The sequence below is a fragment of the Chlorobium sp. KB01 genome (genome assembly GCF_001975465.1).
In the GTDB taxonomy this organism is placed as follows: domain Bacteria; phylum Bacteroidota; class Chlorobiia; order Chlorobiales; family Chlorobiaceae; genus Chlorobium.
In genome coordinates this window covers 13079-28487 of the sequence record NZ_MPJE01000056.1, presented here as the reverse complement: position 1 = coordinate 28487, position 15409 = coordinate 13079, and the positions used below count along the sequence as shown (strand labels likewise).

At 48.0% G+C, this 15409-nt stretch carries 14 protein-coding genes and 2 pseudogenes; 10 read left to right on the top strand and 6 right to left on the bottom strand.

The annotated features are described in order from the left end of the window. Nucleotides 1-452 precede the first annotated feature (452 nt). Nucleotides 453-1673, bottom strand: a complete 1221-nt coding sequence (locus BOO20_RS05980) for an ATP-binding protein (protein WP_076791350.1) — start codon at nucleotides 1671-1673, stop codon at nucleotides 453-455. 214 nt (nucleotides 1674-1887) lie between these two features. On the opposite strand from BOO20_RS05980, the pseudogene BOO20_RS12735 reads away from it, so the two are divergent. The 3 genes and pseudogenes from BOO20_RS12735 to BOO20_RS13135 all read left to right on the top strand — a co-directional run. Next, nucleotides 1888-2054, top strand: a pseudogene (locus tag BOO20_RS12735) (transposase); the annotation flags it as partial. Nucleotides 2055-2306: 252 nt separating this feature from the next. Beyond that, the gene (locus tag BOO20_RS05970; protein WP_076791348.1) at nucleotides 2307-2990 is read left to right on the top strand and encodes a hypothetical protein; all 684 of its coding nucleotides are present in this window, start codon (nucleotides 2307-2309) and stop codon (nucleotides 2988-2990) included. Beyond that, nucleotides 2987-3822 (top strand): annotated as a pseudogene (locus BOO20_RS13135) (nucleotidyl transferase AbiEii/AbiGii toxin family protein). The gene BOO20_RS05970 and the pseudogene BOO20_RS13135 overlap by 4 nt, the downstream one beginning before the upstream one ends. Before the next feature lie 33 nt (nucleotides 3823-3855). On the opposite strand, the gene BOO20_RS05960 reads toward BOO20_RS13135, so the two are convergent. Beyond that, nucleotides 3856-4335: a hypothetical protein gene (locus BOO20_RS05960; RefSeq protein WP_076791346.1), complete on the bottom strand. Its 480-nt coding sequence runs from the start codon at nucleotides 4333-4335 to the stop codon at nucleotides 3856-3858. Between the two features lie 193 nt (nucleotides 4336-4528). Here BOO20_RS05960 and BOO20_RS05955 point away from each other — a divergent pair, with 193 nt between their 5' ends. Together BOO20_RS05955 and BOO20_RS05950 are read left to right on the top strand one after the other, a co-directional pair. Beyond that, nucleotides 4529-4828, top strand: coding sequence for a hypothetical protein (locus tag BOO20_RS05955; RefSeq protein WP_076791345.1), 300 nt, complete (start codon nucleotides 4529-4531; stop codon nucleotides 4826-4828). Between the two features lie 86 nt (nucleotides 4829-4914). Then, nucleotides 4915-5952 carry a radical SAM protein gene (locus tag BOO20_RS05950; RefSeq protein ID WP_076791343.1) on the top strand — a complete coding sequence of 346 codons (1038 nt, stop codon included), beginning with the start codon at nucleotides 4915-4917 and terminating at the stop codon, nucleotides 5950-5952. Nucleotides 5953-5964: 12 nt separating this feature from the next. On the opposite strand, the gene BOO20_RS05945 is transcribed toward BOO20_RS05950, so the two are convergent. Next, nucleotides 5965-7227, bottom strand: coding sequence for an NRAMP family divalent metal transporter (locus BOO20_RS05945; RefSeq protein WP_076791341.1), 1263 nt, complete (start codon nucleotides 7225-7227; stop codon nucleotides 5965-5967). Between the two features lie 129 nt (nucleotides 7228-7356). Here BOO20_RS05945 and BOO20_RS05940 point away from each other — a divergent pair, with 129 nt between their 5' ends. The 3 genes from BOO20_RS05940 (at nucleotide 7357) to BOO20_RS05930 (ending at nucleotide 12003) form a co-directional block, all read left to right on the top strand. After that, nucleotides 7357-9942 (top strand): cation-translocating P-type ATPase, encoded by a 2586-nt coding sequence (locus BOO20_RS05940; RefSeq protein WP_076791340.1) that lies wholly within the window; start codon nucleotides 7357-7359, stop codon nucleotides 9940-9942. 60 nt (nucleotides 9943-10002) lie between these two features. Then, on the top strand, nucleotides 10003-10989 hold the full coding sequence (locus BOO20_RS05935; RefSeq protein ID WP_076791338.1) for a cation diffusion facilitator family transporter: 987 nt from the start codon (nucleotides 10003-10005) through the stop codon (nucleotides 10987-10989). Nucleotides 10990-11076: 87 nt separating this feature from the next. Continuing rightward, complete coding sequence (locus tag BOO20_RS05930; RefSeq protein WP_076791336.1) at nucleotides 11077-12003, top strand: magnesium transporter CorA family protein; 927 nt, start codon at nucleotides 11077-11079, stop codon at nucleotides 12001-12003. Between the two features lie 80 nt (nucleotides 12004-12083). On the opposite strand, the gene BOO20_RS05925 is transcribed toward BOO20_RS05930, so the two are convergent. The 3 genes from BOO20_RS05925 to BOO20_RS05915 all read right to left on the bottom strand — a co-directional run bounded on the left by BOO20_RS05925 (nucleotide 12084) and on the right by BOO20_RS05915 (nucleotide 14088). Next, nucleotides 12084-12410 (bottom strand): hypothetical protein, encoded by a 327-nt coding sequence (locus tag BOO20_RS05925; RefSeq protein ID WP_144277126.1) that lies wholly within the window; start codon nucleotides 12408-12410, stop codon nucleotides 12084-12086. A gap of 146 nt (nucleotides 12411-12556) precedes the next feature. Beyond that, nucleotides 12557-12844: a zf-TFIIB domain-containing protein gene (locus BOO20_RS05920; protein WP_076791335.1), complete on the bottom strand. Its 288-nt coding sequence runs from the start codon at nucleotides 12842-12844 to the stop codon at nucleotides 12557-12559. A gap of 224 nt (nucleotides 12845-13068) precedes the next feature. Continuing rightward, complete coding sequence (locus tag BOO20_RS05915; protein ID WP_076791333.1) at nucleotides 13069-14088, bottom strand: endonuclease/exonuclease/phosphatase family protein; 1020 nt, start codon at nucleotides 14086-14088, stop codon at nucleotides 13069-13071. A 104-nt stretch (nucleotides 14089-14192) separates the two neighbouring features. Between BOO20_RS05915 and BOO20_RS05910 the strand changes: the two genes are divergently transcribed. Continuing rightward, nucleotides 14193-14594 (top strand): hypothetical protein, encoded by a 402-nt coding sequence (locus BOO20_RS05910; RefSeq protein ID WP_076791332.1) that lies wholly within the window; start codon nucleotides 14193-14195, stop codon nucleotides 14592-14594. A 73-nt stretch (nucleotides 14595-14667) separates the two neighbouring features. After that, nucleotides 14668-15378: a phosphoribosylaminoimidazolesuccinocarboxamide synthase gene (purC, locus tag BOO20_RS05905; RefSeq protein WP_040433602.1), complete on the top strand. Its 711-nt coding sequence runs from the start codon at nucleotides 14668-14670 to the stop codon at nucleotides 15376-15378. Nucleotides 15379-15409: the final 31 nt, after the last annotated feature.

The following is a 15409-nucleotide window of genomic DNA, read 5'->3' as shown; positions in this document are numbered from 1 at the left end:
CGGACAAAGTTGATTGATTTTTTTTAAAATAATGCGACATCTTTGTTGACATATTCCGGAGCAAGACGAAGAGCGCAGACGGGTTCTGTTCTTGTATGTGATCCATACAAGTCTTGCGTCTGATACGGTGAGTGCAGTACGTCGCCTTCTTCGGGGAGAACATAATGCGAAGTTTATGGAGTACGTAAAAGAATATCGGGCTCGGGTTGAAACTATTCGCTATGACCATCCACCATGGGTTGCAGGGAAGATGCGTGGTTTAATGGCGAGCATGCATGTGTTTTGAAGAACTGATTGAATTGGTTGTAAGGCGGAATTCTGATTGTAATATTTTCATTTTCGTAGAATGAACCCGCTGACACATTGCATAAAGAGTAACACTGAAGGGATACGGTTTGCTGCGCTAAAGCGCTTCAGATAGTGTTCCGGTTTTGTATGGACGTGACCCCGGTTCATAACATTCCGGCAGGGACGTTATCGGTGGTTGAGGTGATCGGGAGATAAATCGGGGCAAGCGAGATGATGCATCCCTGCCCGATCGGTTGTTTCAAGGTTTGAAGTACCTGAAAATGGCGAATGGCATCTTTTCCCGGAGTTGCCGATTTTTTTATTTCGACAGGATAGAGTGTGCCGTTCTGATGAATGAGCAGATCGACCTCTTTGGCATCCTTGTCGCGATAGTAATAGATTGGGGCACGCTTGCCGTTGTGCCACCAGCTTTTGATGATCTCCGATACCACCCAGCTTTCAAGAATGGCTCCTGACATTGCTCCCGCTTCCAGCGTTTCGGGGGAGGTCCACTCGGTCAGCCAGGCTGCAAGTCCTGTATCGAGGAAGTACAGTTTCGGGGTTTTCACCACTCTTTTGTTGATATTAGTGTGCCACGGTTCGAGCAGGTAGACGATGCCTGAGTTTTCGAGAATCGAGAGCCATCGTTTTCCTGTTGCATGGTTGATGTCGCTCTGGCGGCAAAGGTCCAGAATATTGAGCATCTGGCCGGTTCGTGCTGCACAGGAGCGGAGAAATTTCAGAAATGCGCTTTCGTCGCCGACATTGGCCAGATCCCGCACATCACGTTGCAGATAGGTCTGGAGGTATGAACTGTAGAACAGGTCATGATCGGCAGGATTTTCCTGATGAAGAGCGGGAAACGATCCGAGCCAGATTTTCCGGTAGAGTTCCGGCAGAAGCAATTGCCGGCTTTGTGCTCGTTGTTTTATGATTTCCGGAACCGGCAGAAACGGTTCTGCAGAAGGAGTGCCCAAAAGCTCTCTCTGCGAGAATCCAAGAAGGTTGACCACCCCGACACGACCGGCGAGCGATTCAGTGACCCCCTTCATCAAATGGAATTGCTGTGACCCGGTGAGCCAGAATTTTCCGGCTTTCGGTTCGTTGTCCACTGCCATTTTAATGTATGGCAGGAGCTGGGGAGCATACTGGATTTCGTCGATGAGAACCGGTGAGGTAAAGCGTTGCAGAAACAGCGCAGGCTCATCTCTGGCGAGTGCCCGGAGCATCGGGTCGTCAAGAGTGACATACGTTCGCTCTTCTCCTGCAAGGTGTCGCAGGAACGTTGTTTTTCCGGTTTGGCGAGGTCCGGTCAGCAGCATGACGGGGAATTGTTGACTCGCTTCCAGGAAAAAACGTTCAAGTGTTCTTGTTTTGTAAGGCATGTTGCGGCTAATTTTATTATTGAGTATTAAAATAGCCGAAAAAACAAAAACGTGCAAGCGTCAAAAAAGATAGTATCTCAGTAGTGTCCGGTTAAAAAAAAAGAAGGGCTGAAAAAAACTTGAGAAACGGCGATTTAATAAGCGACCAAGCAATTATATCAGCCCTATAGACAAGGAGTTCCAGACCATGAGGCAAGTTACAACGATGCCTGGTGAGTTAATCTCAACCATAGCAGCCATTTACAAGTCTCGCTGGCAGATCGAACTCTTTTTCAAGTGGATCAGGCAGAACCTGAAAATCAAGTCGTTTCTCGGTACCAGCCAGAACACCGTATTAACGCAAATCTTGGTAGCCATGAGTGCTATTACCTGCTGTTATCGTACATCAAGTTCCAGCCGAAATACCGGTATTCATTGCAGGAATTGACCAGAATGATCGCTTCCGTTGTTATGGAGCAGCGCTTATTGATCGATATTTTGTCTCTCAATGAACAATCGCTCAAAAGGGTGAGGGATCCTGCCCCTCAGCTCGCATTATTTTAACCGTACAGTAGTGTAATTACCATTCAATTGCCGTAATAATCATTTTGTATTGATCGTGAGATCCTCTATTTTGCATAGGTAATCGAATATATGTCGATTACCTATGCAAAATTTGACGCTATGCGACTCGAAAAGAAACTTGGTACATTCGGCGCTGTGCCGTTGACACACGGAACCCTGGTTTCGATCCTCGGAGAGTACCGATCTCCGAACGACAAGATCGTCCGATTGATACATGAAGGGTTGCTGATCTCCATAAAGAAGGGGTTGTATGTTGTTTCGCCCGAATTGACCGGTGTTCCGCTTTCCCTGCCGCTTGTCGCAAATCTTCTTTATGGTCCATCCTATGTTTCGATGGACTTTGCTCTCCACTATTACGGCATCATTCCGGAACGGGTAATCGAGTTGACATCTATGACGATCCGCCGAGGAAAGGCCTATGACCTTTCTGTTGGCAGATTTTCCTACATGCACTCAGAGCCGGGTCTCTATTCAATAGGTATTGATCGTATCGAAAATGTGGACAGAACCTGCTTTTTGATGGCTTCCCCAGAAAAGGCGTTGTGTGATAAACTTCTGTTTACCCGGAATCTGAATGTTGAGTCACATCTTGCGTTGCAGGTTCTGCTTTTTGACGATTTGCGTATTGATGAAGATTCTGTGGCCAGCTTTAACCCGGAAGTGATCAAGGCGGTTATGGCACAAGGCTTTAAGACGAATATGATGCGGTTACTGGTGAAGTTGGTCAAGAGTATGCATAGGGAGGCATCATGACGGTTCTGGATCAGATGCTTGAAAAATATGATACATCCTCGTTTGAAGGAAGAATCAATGCTCTCCGGGAGGTAATGCAGGAGGTTGCTCTTGCGGGTTTGTATCGAGGCGGCTTTTTCGTCCGGGCAGCATTTTATGGAGGAACCTGTTTGCGGGTCTTCTACGGATTGCCAAGATTTTCAGAGGATCTTGACTTCTCTTTACTGGCTTCCGATTCGGATTTTTCATTGGAACCGTATTTCAATGGGGTCAAAGCTGAGTTTTCCTCCCTTGGTCTTGATGTTGAGATTTCATCGAAAAAGAAAACAGTGAAGACCGGGATTGAGTCGGCATTTTTGAAAGGTGATACGCAGTTGTTTACTCTTGCCGTGCACAGTCAAAAAACGGTTAAAATCAAGTTTGAGGTCGATACGCTCCCCCCGCTGAGATTTTCAACGGAAGAAAAACTTCTGCTTGAACCATTCTCATTTTATGTCAAATGCTTTTCGCTTCCGGATCTGTTGCCGGAAAAATGCATGCACTGTTGTTCAGACAGTGGAAGGGCAGGGTAAAAGGGCGGGACTGGTTTGATTTTGAATGGTATATAAGAAAAGGCGTACCGCTCAATTTAACCCATTTCATAAGTCGGGCTCTCCAGAGTGGTCATTTGAAAGAAGGTGAACTCACTGAAGAGGATTTCCGTATAAAGTTGGCAGAGAGAATCGATTCTCTCGATGTGATCATGGCACTGAGAGATGTCTCCAGATTTGTCGGCGATTCAGATGCATTGAAAATCTGGTCAACGGATTATTTTCATCAACTGGCAGGTAAAATGACTATCAGCAGGGTTTGATGGGCAAGCGCATACTTATTTTTCATCCCTGCATCAGGCCTGTTTTCGCTTCAGGCAGTGCATGCCCCGCTGTTCAGCTCTCCAGTAGACACAATCCTGCCTGTTGGAAGGGCATAGCTCCTGATATTTCCCTGAAACCATTGAGATGATGATGGGATGACGGGAGTTACCTTTGAGGGATGCCTCCGCCTCGTCGGCAGTTGCAACCCTGGCTTTTCCTGCACGTATCATCGCTTCGGCAAGTTCATCAAGAAAAACCGACTCCGTAAATTCAGATTCCGGATGGAGAGCCCTGCAAACCCGCTCGCCAAGAGCAACGGTTTCAGCTTCACGGATATATGCGGAGGCTTCCGTAATGGAGATAACTTTCGGTTTGAACGCCTCTATTTTCTCCTCGATACGAATGACTTGCGCTTTATCAGTGGGTGACTCCTCCGGAGCATCAAAAAAACGCACTGCCTTTGTGATGCTTGCCAGAATCCTCCCTGAGCTGTAATCCTCTATAGTGCCCATAGCTGCTTTGTTGTTGAGAATAATAAACAATGCGGATTACTATTTGAAAAGATAGTTACTATAATTCGGAATAAATTATAATATAACACCGTATGAATACGTTTATGAGACAGATTGATCGATGGATCTGTGCGGCTTTTCAGAAAGAAAGAGTAGTCGGTATTTGAAACCATTAACGAGGGGAGGTTACATCATGGGCTCAATCAGAATGCATTTAAAATTCGATCCCAGTGTTGTCATGTATCTTGTTATTATTGACAAACTGCTGGCAAAACGGGCTGATCTTCTCAAGGTGAGGCCGTCAGAGAAATTTTTCGACATGATCAGAGAGCAGGTTGTGGCACATGTGGCAGAAGGTGCTGAACCGCCAAAGGAGATCGCTTCTGCGATCATGAACATCGCCGATGACATCATTTCACACCGTGACGTGACCCTGAAGGCAGGTGACTACATCGCGCTGATGAGCTACGCAAAGGCTAACAAACTCCTTTGATCTTCTCCTGTATTTCCGGGATGAGCTCAACGCTCGTCCCGGAATGATGTTTGATTTTTCGACTTCAAAAAAAAGGAGACCCCACCATGCCTTTTGAAGGATTTCCAATCATTATAGGCCTCGAACTTACCCTTGCCTGCAATCTCAGATGCCGGCACTGTGCTTCTGCTGCAACCACAAGGTCCCGTTCAAATGAACTCTCTCTTGCAGAACTGCTCTCTGTTTGCGACCAGTTTCCGGATCTCTTTGTTCAGGAAGTCGATATCACCGGAGGAGAACCTCTGCTCCGGCCTGAATGGTTTGCTGTTACTACGCACCTCAACAAGCTCGGCATTCCGGTACGGATGGTTTCAAATGGTTCGCTTCTGAAAGAAAATGTTCCTCAACTCAAAGAGAGTGGTATTGCAACTGTCGGTATCAGCCTTGACGGTCTTGAAGCGACGCACGATCGCATAAGGGAAAGGCCGGGACTCTTCAGAACAATTGTCAGCGGTATAGAGACAGCTCTCAAGGCGGGTATTCCCATAGCGGTGATCACGGCGGTCAACGACAAAAATATTGAGGAACTTCAGGCACTTGAAACATTTATCTGCAATCTCGGCATTGAACACTGGCAGGTACAGCCAACCTTTTCTCTCGGGCGTGCAAAACAGGGCGAACTTACCCTCTCCAATGAAACATTTCTTGAACTTGGAAGCTTCATCCAGTGTCGCCAGGAGCCATGTTCTTCATCAATGATTAATCTTGTACCTGCGGATGGTGTCGGCTACTTCTCATCACTTGACTCAAGAACAAGAGCCTGGAGCGGCTGTGCTGCTGGCATCTCCTCCTGCGGCATCACCAGTAACGGGTTGATCAAAGGGTGTCTTTCCATGCCTGACCGTTATGTTGAGGGCAACCTGCGTGAGCGTGAGCTCTGGGATATCTGGTTTGATGAAAACTCCTTTTCCGGTACAAGGAGATTTTCAACTGCCGATCTTGGAGATAACTGTACAGCTTGTGAGCATGGTGAAAAATGTAAAGGGGGGTGCTCAGTCATGTCGATAGCTTCAACAGGCCAGTATCACAATAACCCGTACTGTTTTCACCGTTTGCTCAAAGAACAACCCGCGATAGTCGGCTGAACTTCCATTCATTCAGTTGCCGAGGGTGTACCAGAGCAGAAAGAGTGATGAGACGGTCATCAGAATGAAGGTTGCAATACCGAAGAAATTCGACCAGAATTTGTTGGTGTACCTGCCCATTATTTTTTTGCTGTTGCAGATGTGCAGGATAAGCGCAATAAGCACAGGAGCCGTAATGCCGTAGAGTACGGCAGTATAGATGAGCGCCTGGATTGGGCTTATGCCGATAAAGTGGATTAACAGACCAACGATAAGCGATATAGCCATGGTGAGGTAGAATTCCGGCGCCTCATAGTATTTTTTATCAAGTCCCTCCTTCCATCCGAAGGTTTCCGCCATCATGTAACTCAACGCTCCGCCAAGTACCGGAATGGCAAGAAACCCGGTACCGATAACGCCGAGGGCAAAGAGAAGATAGGCCTGATCTCCGACCAGAGGGCGAAGCGCACGGGCAGCTTCCTCTACAGTATTGATGTTGTGGATTCCGGCATTGAAGAGAACCGTTCCCGCCGCAAGAATGATGAAGTAAAAGACCACATTGGTAAAGAGCATCCCACCCTTGACGTCAGCTTCCATTTCGCCAATAATTTTTTTATCCACCACAAGCTTTTTTTCGTGCCTCTCTTCAACCTCCATGGAGGCCTGCCAGAAAAAGAGGTAGGGGGAGATCGTTGTACCGAGAATACCGACCAGCATCAGAAAATAGGCCTTGTCGGGAGAGAAAGAGGGGAGGAATGTATCCCTCAGGACGTGAGGCCAGTCAACGCCGATCAGAAAGGGGATCAGGATATAGCTGAAAAGACTGATACAGAGCCATTTGAGTATGGCGGCTATTTTATGGTACGACCAGAAGATGACACTGTAGAGAATAAGGGCGGTGAAGAGAATCGAGAATGAAAAGGCGGGTATTGCCGGAAAGAGCAGGGTGCCGACAGCACCCATACCTGCAATGTCAGCACCGATATTGAGCGTTATGGACGGAAAACTGATGAAGAGTATCAGATAGAGCAGATATTTCGGATAGTACTTTTTGATGATGCCGATAAGCCCGTGATTGGTTACGAGCCCTATGCGGGCGCACATCTCCTGAACAGAGACCATCAGAGGGTAGGTGACAATGGCACTCCAGAGCAGCTGGGAGCCGAAGGCGGCACCGGCCTGCGTGTAGGTGGCGATCCCTGAGGGGTCGTCATCACTTGCTCCGGTGATAAGGCCGGGACCGAAAATCCCCCAGAATCGCTTCAGGAGAGAGGGCTTTTTGCTGGCAGTCGTCATGGTTTATGTATAAAATCAGTCACGGGTATTATGCATAGTGTTTTACCTCTTCTTCGCACTATCTTATAAAGTACGGAACGGTAGTATAAGTTCTCTTTGTGCGTTAAGGATTGTTTACCCGCAGCCTTCATGAACAACAGCATACCGCAGGAGGAGTTTGTCGGCCTTTCTGATGCTGAAGCCGCCGCCAGACTTTCCTCCGATGGATACAATGAGCTGCCTTCCTCCGGCCGTCTTAATTTCTTCATCCTTGCATTCGGCGTAGTCAGGGAGCCGATGTTTCTTCTTCTTGTTGCCTGCGGAGCGGTCTATCTGGTTCTTGGTGATCTCTATGAGGCATTGATGCTGCTCGGTTTTGTGTTTTTCGTGATGGCTCTTACACTCTATCAGGAGCGGAAAACAGAGCATGCACTCGAAGCGTTAAAAGATCTCTCCAGTCCGAGAGCCTCTGTTATCAGGGATAGAGCCCAGCGCCGTATTGCCGGACGTGAGGTGGTCAAAGGTGATCTGCTTGTTGTCGGTGAGGGGGACCGTGTTCCGGCAGACGCTCAACTCCTCTCCGCGCTTAATCTTATGGTTGATGAATCGCTTTTGACCGGAGAGTCGGTTCCAGTCAGGAAGAGTGACGAAGAGAGTGCGGCCGTTGATGTCCGCCCAGGTGGTGATGACCTTCCGTTTCTCTGGTCGGGTACACTTGTGGTTCAGGGGCAGGGGATTGCCAGAGTAACAGCTATCGGCACCGGTACCGAACTCGGAAAGATAGGCAAGGTGATTAAGGGTGTAGCGCCGGAAGAGACCCGGCTTGAGAAGGAGACCGGCAGATGGGTGCAAAATCTTGCCATTGTCGGAATTTCTCTTTGCATTGTTGTGATCCTTTTCTACTCCTTCACACACAGGGGGGAATGGCTTGAAGGGGTGCTTGCGGGTATTACCCTAGCCATGGCTACTCTCCCCGAAGAACTTCCGGTTGTGCTGACCATATTTCTTGCTATGGGCGCATGGCGGATCTCTAAAAAACAGGTGCTTACGCGCCGAATGCCGGCAATAGAGACGCTCGGGTCAGCTACGGTGCTCTGTGTAGACAAGACCGGCACGCTGACCATGAACCGGATGACAGTCGATGCCCTCATTGCCGGAGAGAAGCGTATCGATATCACATCATTAGAAGAACAAGAGATGCCCGAAGATTTCCACGAACTGGTTGAGTTCAGTATCCTGGCAAGTCAGCTCGATCCTTTTGATCCGATGGAAAAGGCCATCAGGCTCATCGGCGATAGGTATCTGAAGGATAGTGAACACCTGCATGGTGACTGGAATCTGGTGCATGAGTATCCTCTGTCCAAAGAGTTGCTCTCCCTTTCCCGGGTCTGGAAGTCGGAGGGTCGCGAAAAGTATATCATAGCAGCTAAAGGTGCTCCCGAAGCGGTTATGGATCTCTGTCACCTTGATGCGCTAACAATACAGCAACTCTCTCTTCGCATCAATGAGCTGGCAGATAGCGGATTGCGGGTGCTTGGAGTCGCACGGGCATATTTTGTGCATTCCGAACTGCCGGAAAAACAGCATGATTTCGTCTTTGAATTTCTCGGCCTTATCGGGCTTGCGGATCCGGTCAGGCCGACAGTTGCTGCGGCTATTGCGGAGTGTTACAGTGCCGGTCTCCGTGTCGTGATGATAACCGGCGATTATCCCGGTACAGCCAAAACTATTGCCCGTCAGATAGGCTTGAAAGAGCCGGAAATGGTTTTGACCGGCAGTGAGCTGGAGGGGATGGCGGAAACGGAGCTGCTGGCGGAAACGGAGCTGCTGGCGCGGATGGGTGCGGTGAATATCTTTGCAAGGGTTGTTCCTGAACAGAAGTTGCGACTGGTTAAAGCTCTCCAGATGCATGGGGAGATTGTAGCCATGACCGGTGACGGGGTCAATGATGCTCCGGCCCTTAAAGCCGCCAATATCGGTATTGCCATGGGTGGACGGGGGAGTGATGTGGCAAGGGAGTCCGCATCAATGGTTCTGCTGAATGATGATTTTTCCTCTATAGTTGAGGCAGTCAGGCTTGGTCGCCGGATTTTTGACAATATCCGAAAGGCAATTGCCTATATTTTTGCCATTCATGTGCCTATTGCCGGGATGCTGCTTCTGCCCGTGCTTTTTCAGTGGCCGCTGCTTTTTTTACCGGCCCATATTGCTTTTATCGAGCTTATCATTGATCCGGCTTGTTCAATTGTTTTTGAGGGAGAGCAGGAGGAGCGGGATGTTATGACCCGCACACCAAGAAGAGCAGATGAGCCTTTATTCAACCGCAGCATGATCGCTGCCGGTGTCATGCAGGGAGTTGTGGTGCTTGGTGTTGTCATGGGCATTTTCTGGTTTTTCCGCAACAGGGGGGCGGGGATTGCGGAAGTTCGAACGCTTACCTTTACAACACTCATGATTGCCAATCTCTGCCTCATTCTGACCAACCGCTCCTGGAGTACGACCATACGGGCATCGCTCTTTTTCCCGAATTCAGCTCTGCTTCCGGTTATCGCCGGCGCAATGCTTTTTCTTGGAATTGTGCTCTATGTTCCGTTTTTTGTCACACTGTTCAGATTTTCTGCCATCCGTTTCACGGATCTTCTCCTTTGTCTTGCTGCCGGATTCGGCAGTGTGCTCTGGTTTGAACTGCTGAAATTAACCGGCGTCTTCAGATCAGGAAGGTACTCTCGTCAATAGCCTCTCCCTTACAAGCGGTTGCGTTGCTTTTTTTTTCGTTCAAAGATTCTCTGCACCATAATGAGCACTGCAAAACAGAACTTCAACTTTCAGAAAATCGTGGCAGTTACCGGTGTTCTGCTGTTTTTGATTAAAATGGCAGCATGGTATCTGACCAACTCTGTAGCCATTCTTACCGATGCACTTGAAAGCACGGTCAATGTTACCAGTGCATTCATCGGATTATACAGCCTCTATGTATCTGCCAAACCAAAAGATACAAGTCATCCCTACGGTCACGGCAAAGTCGAGTTTATCTCGGCGGCGATTGAAGGAACACTGATTTCAGCCGCAGGGTTACTCATTATTTATGAGGCAGTAAAAGGTCTTGGAAATCCACGCCAGATAGGCCAGCTTGATTTTGGCATCTACCTGATATCAGCAACAGCGGTAATCAACTACCTTGTCGGTGCGGTTGCGGTAAAAAAGGGGCTTAAAAACAACTCCCTGGCGCTTGTTGCAAGCGGTAAACACCTCCAGTCTGATACCTATTCAACGATCGGCATCATTGTCGGACTGATTCTCCTCTTTTTTACCAAAATCGCCTGGCTCGACAGCGCGGTTGCCCTTCTCTTCGCGCTCCTGATTGTCTTTACCGGATACAAAATCATCCGCGACTCGCTCCGGGGAATTATGGATGAGGCGGATGAAGCGTTACTGGAAAAAATGGTTCAAATATTACAGATAAACAGGGGGGAAAACTGGGTAGATCTTCATAACTTGCGGATTATCAAGTATGGCAGTACCCTGCATCTCGACTGCCATCTGACTGTTCCGTGGTATCTCAATGTTCATGAGGCTCATGAGGAAATTGACCGCCTCAATCAACTGGTCAGCACAGAGTTCGGCGAATCTATCGAGATCTTTGTGCATACCGATGGATGCCTTGACTACTCCTGTGAAATTTGCCGGAAAGAGGGTTGTTCCGCTCGAAAAGCGCCCTTCCGGGAGAAGGTTGAGTGGACGGTTAACAATATATCAAGTAATCAGAAGCATCGGGCAGCGTGACGCGACCTTCTGATGGCTGCCGCTATTACATGGTTCCGCGATTAAAGGAAGGACTGAGTTTATATCATTACTTAACAGGTCATCATCATGCGGGTATTTCTTAAAAACGGAAACGGACTGGAGCCCATTGAAACGTGGCAGAAGAACTGCTGGATTAACATTGAATGTCCCAGTGATGATGACCGGGATTATGTAATCAATGAGCTTAAAGTCCCCTTGTCGTTTTATAACGATATTGAGGATATCGATGAGAGGCCGCGTATTGAAGTTGAGGATGGATGGTACTTTATTCTGTTGAGAATTCCCTATAAAACCAATGACGATGATCTTCCGTTCACGACCATCCCGCTCGGTGTTATTTTCAATGAGGATATTATCCTTTCGGTCTGTTTTTTTGAAACCGAACTGATACAGGACTTTATCGAGCATACGAAACGCAAAAATATCACGGTCGAAAACAATTTTGATCTGCTTCTCAAGCTCCTCCTCTCTTCAAGTATCTGGTTTCTCAAGTATCTGAAACAGATTAACCAGCAGATCAAAAATGCTGAAAGCAAGCTCGACAAGTCCATTAAAAACGAGGATCTTCAGAGACTGCTCCAGATCGAGAAATGTCTTGTCTATTTTTTGACCTCTCTCAAGGGCAATGATATTCTGCTTCACCGCATAAAGAATATCAAATCAAAAAGAGATGCTTATGATCTTGATCTGATAGAGGATGTCGAGGTCGAGCTGAAACAGGCACAGGAGATTACGAACATCTACAGTGATATTCTCAGCGGTATGATGGATGCCTATGCCTCGGTAATTTCCAATAATCTGAATGTGGTGATGAAGCGGCTTACGTCGATATCGATCATTCTGATGATCCCGACCCTTATCGCAAGCCTGTACGGGATGAATGTGCCCAATACCTTTGAAAATTCACCCTTAGGGTTCTGGTTTATTCTGCTCTTCTCTTTTCTGCTCTCAACTTCCGGAGTGATGTTCTTTAAAAGCAGAAACTGGCTCTGACTTCATGATAAGGCCCGCCGGACAGAGCCCTTGAATTAAACGGCATGCTCCGGCATGGTGGTGGTCGGCTCTCCTTGCTCTCAGAGCACTCTCAATCCGAGGGATTCCGTCAGCTTAAGTTTTTCGGCCATGACAAGATCAGCCAAAGCCCCCTTCAGATCCTCTTCGGCAAATCTTGCGGTTGCTCTTCCCGAGTAAGCCACTACGGATTCCGGGTTGAGTTTTATTGCCCTGGTAAGGTCGGATATGGCCCCTTCGCAGTCGCCGGAATCGATTTTAATGATAGCGCTCCCGATGAATACATTGGCTGAAGTGGTGTCAACGGCAAGAGCGCGTCTGAGCCCTATCACCCCACCCTTTATAATATCGTTGCTTCCCGATTCGGAACCCATAGAAAAATTATTCATTTCAGATGTCATATTGTTGCAACCCGATAAGGAGATCAGCATCAACGGCACCAGTAAACACAAAAGAGAGAGGAAATTATTTTTCATCTGATAGTTTGATTTTGTGGTTGATAAAGATTCTGTGACGATTGCAGGGTATTACAGCTTTAGTCAAACAACTCTCCAAGAAAGCCAAGAGAGCCCTCTTTTCGTTTTCTTCTGCCGGTTTTCGGGTCCGTGTAGTAGTCGAGATCCTCTTCATGATAACTGTGACGTGATTCCTCCTTATGATGCTCCTGACGTACCGGGCGTAATTCAGTTGCTGAGCGCTCAATAATCTTGTCCAGCTCGCCCCTGTCGAGCCATACACCGCGGCATTCCGGGCAATAATCAAGTTCGATTCCCTGACGTTCAGAGATCAGAAGATTGATGGTATTGCATGCCGGGCATTTCATGGTATTCCTTCTGTTTTGCATTTGTTTTTCTCCCAAGGGGTAATGACAACAACCGAAGAGAGCGCTTTCAATACAGTTCAAACATACCGGTATCAACCTTAAAGAAGGGTAAGCGGGTGCTTAAAAGATGCTTAAAATGCAGCGATGGTATCCGGAAATGGACGCACAACCCTCCGATCAACAGAGTGTTGCATGCAAAAGTGCAGATGGAGAGGAGAGCTCTTTCAATGAATTTTCAGCAGCAGCGGCAAATGGTCGGAGTAGCCCCCGCGGTACTCCCTTTTTTCATAGGTAGGCCAGGGCTTATTGTCAGGGTAGAGAAGCATCCGGGAGAATGTAAAGCATCGGAATGGATCACCGGAAACAGAAAAACCCTCCTTGTCAAGCATGCCGGCAGAGAGAAGAATCTGGTCGATACGCTCCCATTTTCGATGATAGTAGTAGCTGCCGATTCCCTGATAGCCACTCCAGCAGTTGTAGAGCAGTGTTTTGCTGTTGCGACGCACTTGTGCTGCATCAAATGATGAACCAAGTCCCTCTGAAAGTGAGCGATTGGCGGGTTCATCGTTAAAATCGCCCATGGTAATGATATCGGCTGTAGGATTGGATGAGCGGAGGCTGTCAAGAATATGCCGGGTGACCTTTGCCGCAGCAAGACGTTTCGGTTCACTCCACCCGATATCGAATGCTCTTGATGGCCAGTGATTCAGAATCAGGTAAAATGAGTCTCCGGAATCTGAAAATTCGGCAATAATGATCTTTCGCGTCGGTTTTTCATCAAGGGTGACACTATAGGCCCGGGATGCTTTCAAGGTGACACCCTTCGGGTTATAGGCAAGCCCGATATCGATACCTCTCGGGTCCGGAGAGTCGTAATAGACCGTTTTATAGGTGATGCCCGGAAGTCCGGAGAGTGTCTGTTGAAAAACCTGCCGGTTTTCAACTTCGGCAAATGCCACGATGTCAGGAAATTTCCCGTAGTCAGGATGGGCATCGACCGCCATGAGGGTGTGGCGGATACGCATCTCCTTGAGCAAGAGTTTTTTTGCCGTCCAGTTCTTGCTTCCCTGGGGGGTGAACTCGTCGTCATCGGTCACCGGGTCGTCGTGTGTATCAAAAAGGTTTTCAATGTTCCACCACAACAGCACGATCTCTTTTCTGCCTGATGGAGCACCGGCAGCGTGACAGGGAGACCACGACAGGGCCACAGAAACAAGAAAAAAACAGCAGAGCAGTCGGCGCATAACCCCTTTCTGTCTAATTTTTTTTCTTTACCATAATCATTATGTAACTTAATCGGGAATTTTCAGATGTCAATATTTTATTATCCAATGATCCGGAAGGCCCTATGACCCAGAAGAGCGATGTCAAGGAACAGGCAAAAGATATCCTCGAGGAGACCCTTAACAGGGAAGCGGTTATTGTGTTGACGAGAATTTCCGAAGAGATGCAGCTTTTGTTCCAGGCCCACCCGGACCCGGCGACAGAGGAGGTTGAAACGATCGTTACCGGATATTTTCTGGAAAACGGCAAATCAGAACAGTTCATCGAAGACTGGATCAAGACCTCCAAGGAGTACAGCGGTACAAGGGGGCTCTCTGCACAGGACCAGCCGAAAGCCATGCTTTCAGATCTTGGCGTCTTCAGATTTATGAATTTTCTGAAAGAGAAGGGTCTCACCGATGATCAGATAACCATAGTCCTGACCGGTGCCGTGCAGCAGGCGGCTTCCGATCAGCAGGGCGAGTGAGCGCAGGAGCTTATTTTTAAAGAGAGTAACGGCTGTTGCCGGCCAAAGTCAATCAATATTTAAAAGTGGAATGATGAACAAGACGACACAGCTTTATGAAGGCAAGGCAAAAAAGGTCTTTTTAACGGATGACAGCGACCTGGTAATCCAGGAGTTCAAGGACGATGCTACCGCGTTCAACAACAAGAAAAAAGGGAGCATAGCCGACAAGGGTGTTGTCAATAATGCGATCTCCTGCAAACTGTTTACCCTGCTTGAAGAGAACGGCATTCGTACCCATCTTGTCGAAAAGCTCTCCGAGCGTGAGATGCTCTGCCGCTATCTCGATATCATCAAGGTTGAGGTCGTCGTTCGCAACATCGCGGCAGGTTCGCTGGTAAAACGGTATGGTTTTGCTGAAGGGACACTGCTTGAACAACCCATTGTGGAGCTCTATCTGAAAAATGATGATCTCGATGATCCGCTCATGAATGACGCTCATGCCGTCGCTCTCGGTGTTGCCACCTATGAGGAGATTGCGGTACTGAAGAACCGTGCGGAAGCAATCAATCTGGTACTCAGACGCTTCTTTGCCGACAGAAAACTCAAGCTGGTTGATTTCAAACTTGAGTTCGGCCGCAACAAGGGCACTATTCTGCTTGGTGATGAGATAAGCCCCGACACCTGCCGTCTCTGGGATCTTGACACCAACGAAAAGCTCGACAAGGACCGCTTCCGTTTTGATCTTGGCGGCGTTGAGGATGCCTACAGCGAAGTGCAGAGACGTGTTCTTGATCTTGACTGAAACCAACAGATGTGAAGACCGGAAATAAAAT

Coding starts and splice junctions, on each gene's coding strand:
- BOO20_RS05935 (WP_076791338.1), top strand. CDS start 10,003: ATGAGCACTGCAAAACAGAACTTCAACTTTCAGAAAATCGTGGCAGTT.
- BOO20_RS05970 (WP_076791348.1), top strand. CDS start 2,307: ATGTCGATTACCTATGCAAAATTTGACGCTATGCGACTCGAAAAGAAA.
- BOO20_RS05920 (WP_076791335.1), bottom strand. CDS start 12,844: ATGAAATGCCCGGCATGCAATACCATCAATCTTCTGATCTCTGAACGT.
- BOO20_RS05915 (WP_076791333.1), bottom strand. CDS start 14,088: ATGCGCCGACTGCTCTGCTGTTTTTTTCTTGTTTCTGTGGCCCTGTCG.
- BOO20_RS05925 (WP_144277126.1), bottom strand. CDS start 12,410: ATGAATAATTTTTCTATGGGTTCCGAATCGGGAAGCAACGATATTATA.
- BOO20_RS05955 (WP_076791345.1), top strand. CDS start 4,529: ATGGGCTCAATCAGAATGCATTTAAAATTCGATCCCAGTGTTGTCATG.
- BOO20_RS05910 (WP_076791332.1), top strand. CDS start 14,193: ATGACCCAGAAGAGCGATGTCAAGGAACAGGCAAAAGATATCCTCGAG.
- BOO20_RS05945 (WP_076791341.1), bottom strand. CDS start 7,227: ATGACGACTGCCAGCAAAAAGCCCTCTCTCCTGAAGCGATTCTGGGGG.
- BOO20_RS05980 (WP_076791350.1), bottom strand. CDS start 1,673: ATGCCTTACAAAACAAGAACACTTGAACGTTTTTTCCTGGAAGCGAGT.
- BOO20_RS05960 (WP_076791346.1), bottom strand. CDS start 4,335: ATGGGCACTATAGAGGATTACAGCTCAGGGAGGATTCTGGCAAGCATC.
- BOO20_RS05950 (WP_076791343.1), top strand. CDS start 4,915: ATGCCTTTTGAAGGATTTCCAATCATTATAGGCCTCGAACTTACCCTT.
- BOO20_RS05940 (WP_076791340.1), top strand. CDS start 7,357: ATGAACAACAGCATACCGCAGGAGGAGTTTGTCGGCCTTTCTGATGCT.
- BOO20_RS05930 (WP_076791336.1), top strand. CDS start 11,077: ATGCGGGTATTTCTTAAAAACGGAAACGGACTGGAGCCCATTGAAACG.
- purC (WP_040433602.1), top strand. CDS start 14,668: ATGAACAAGACGACACAGCTTTATGAAGGCAAGGCAAAAAAGGTCTTT.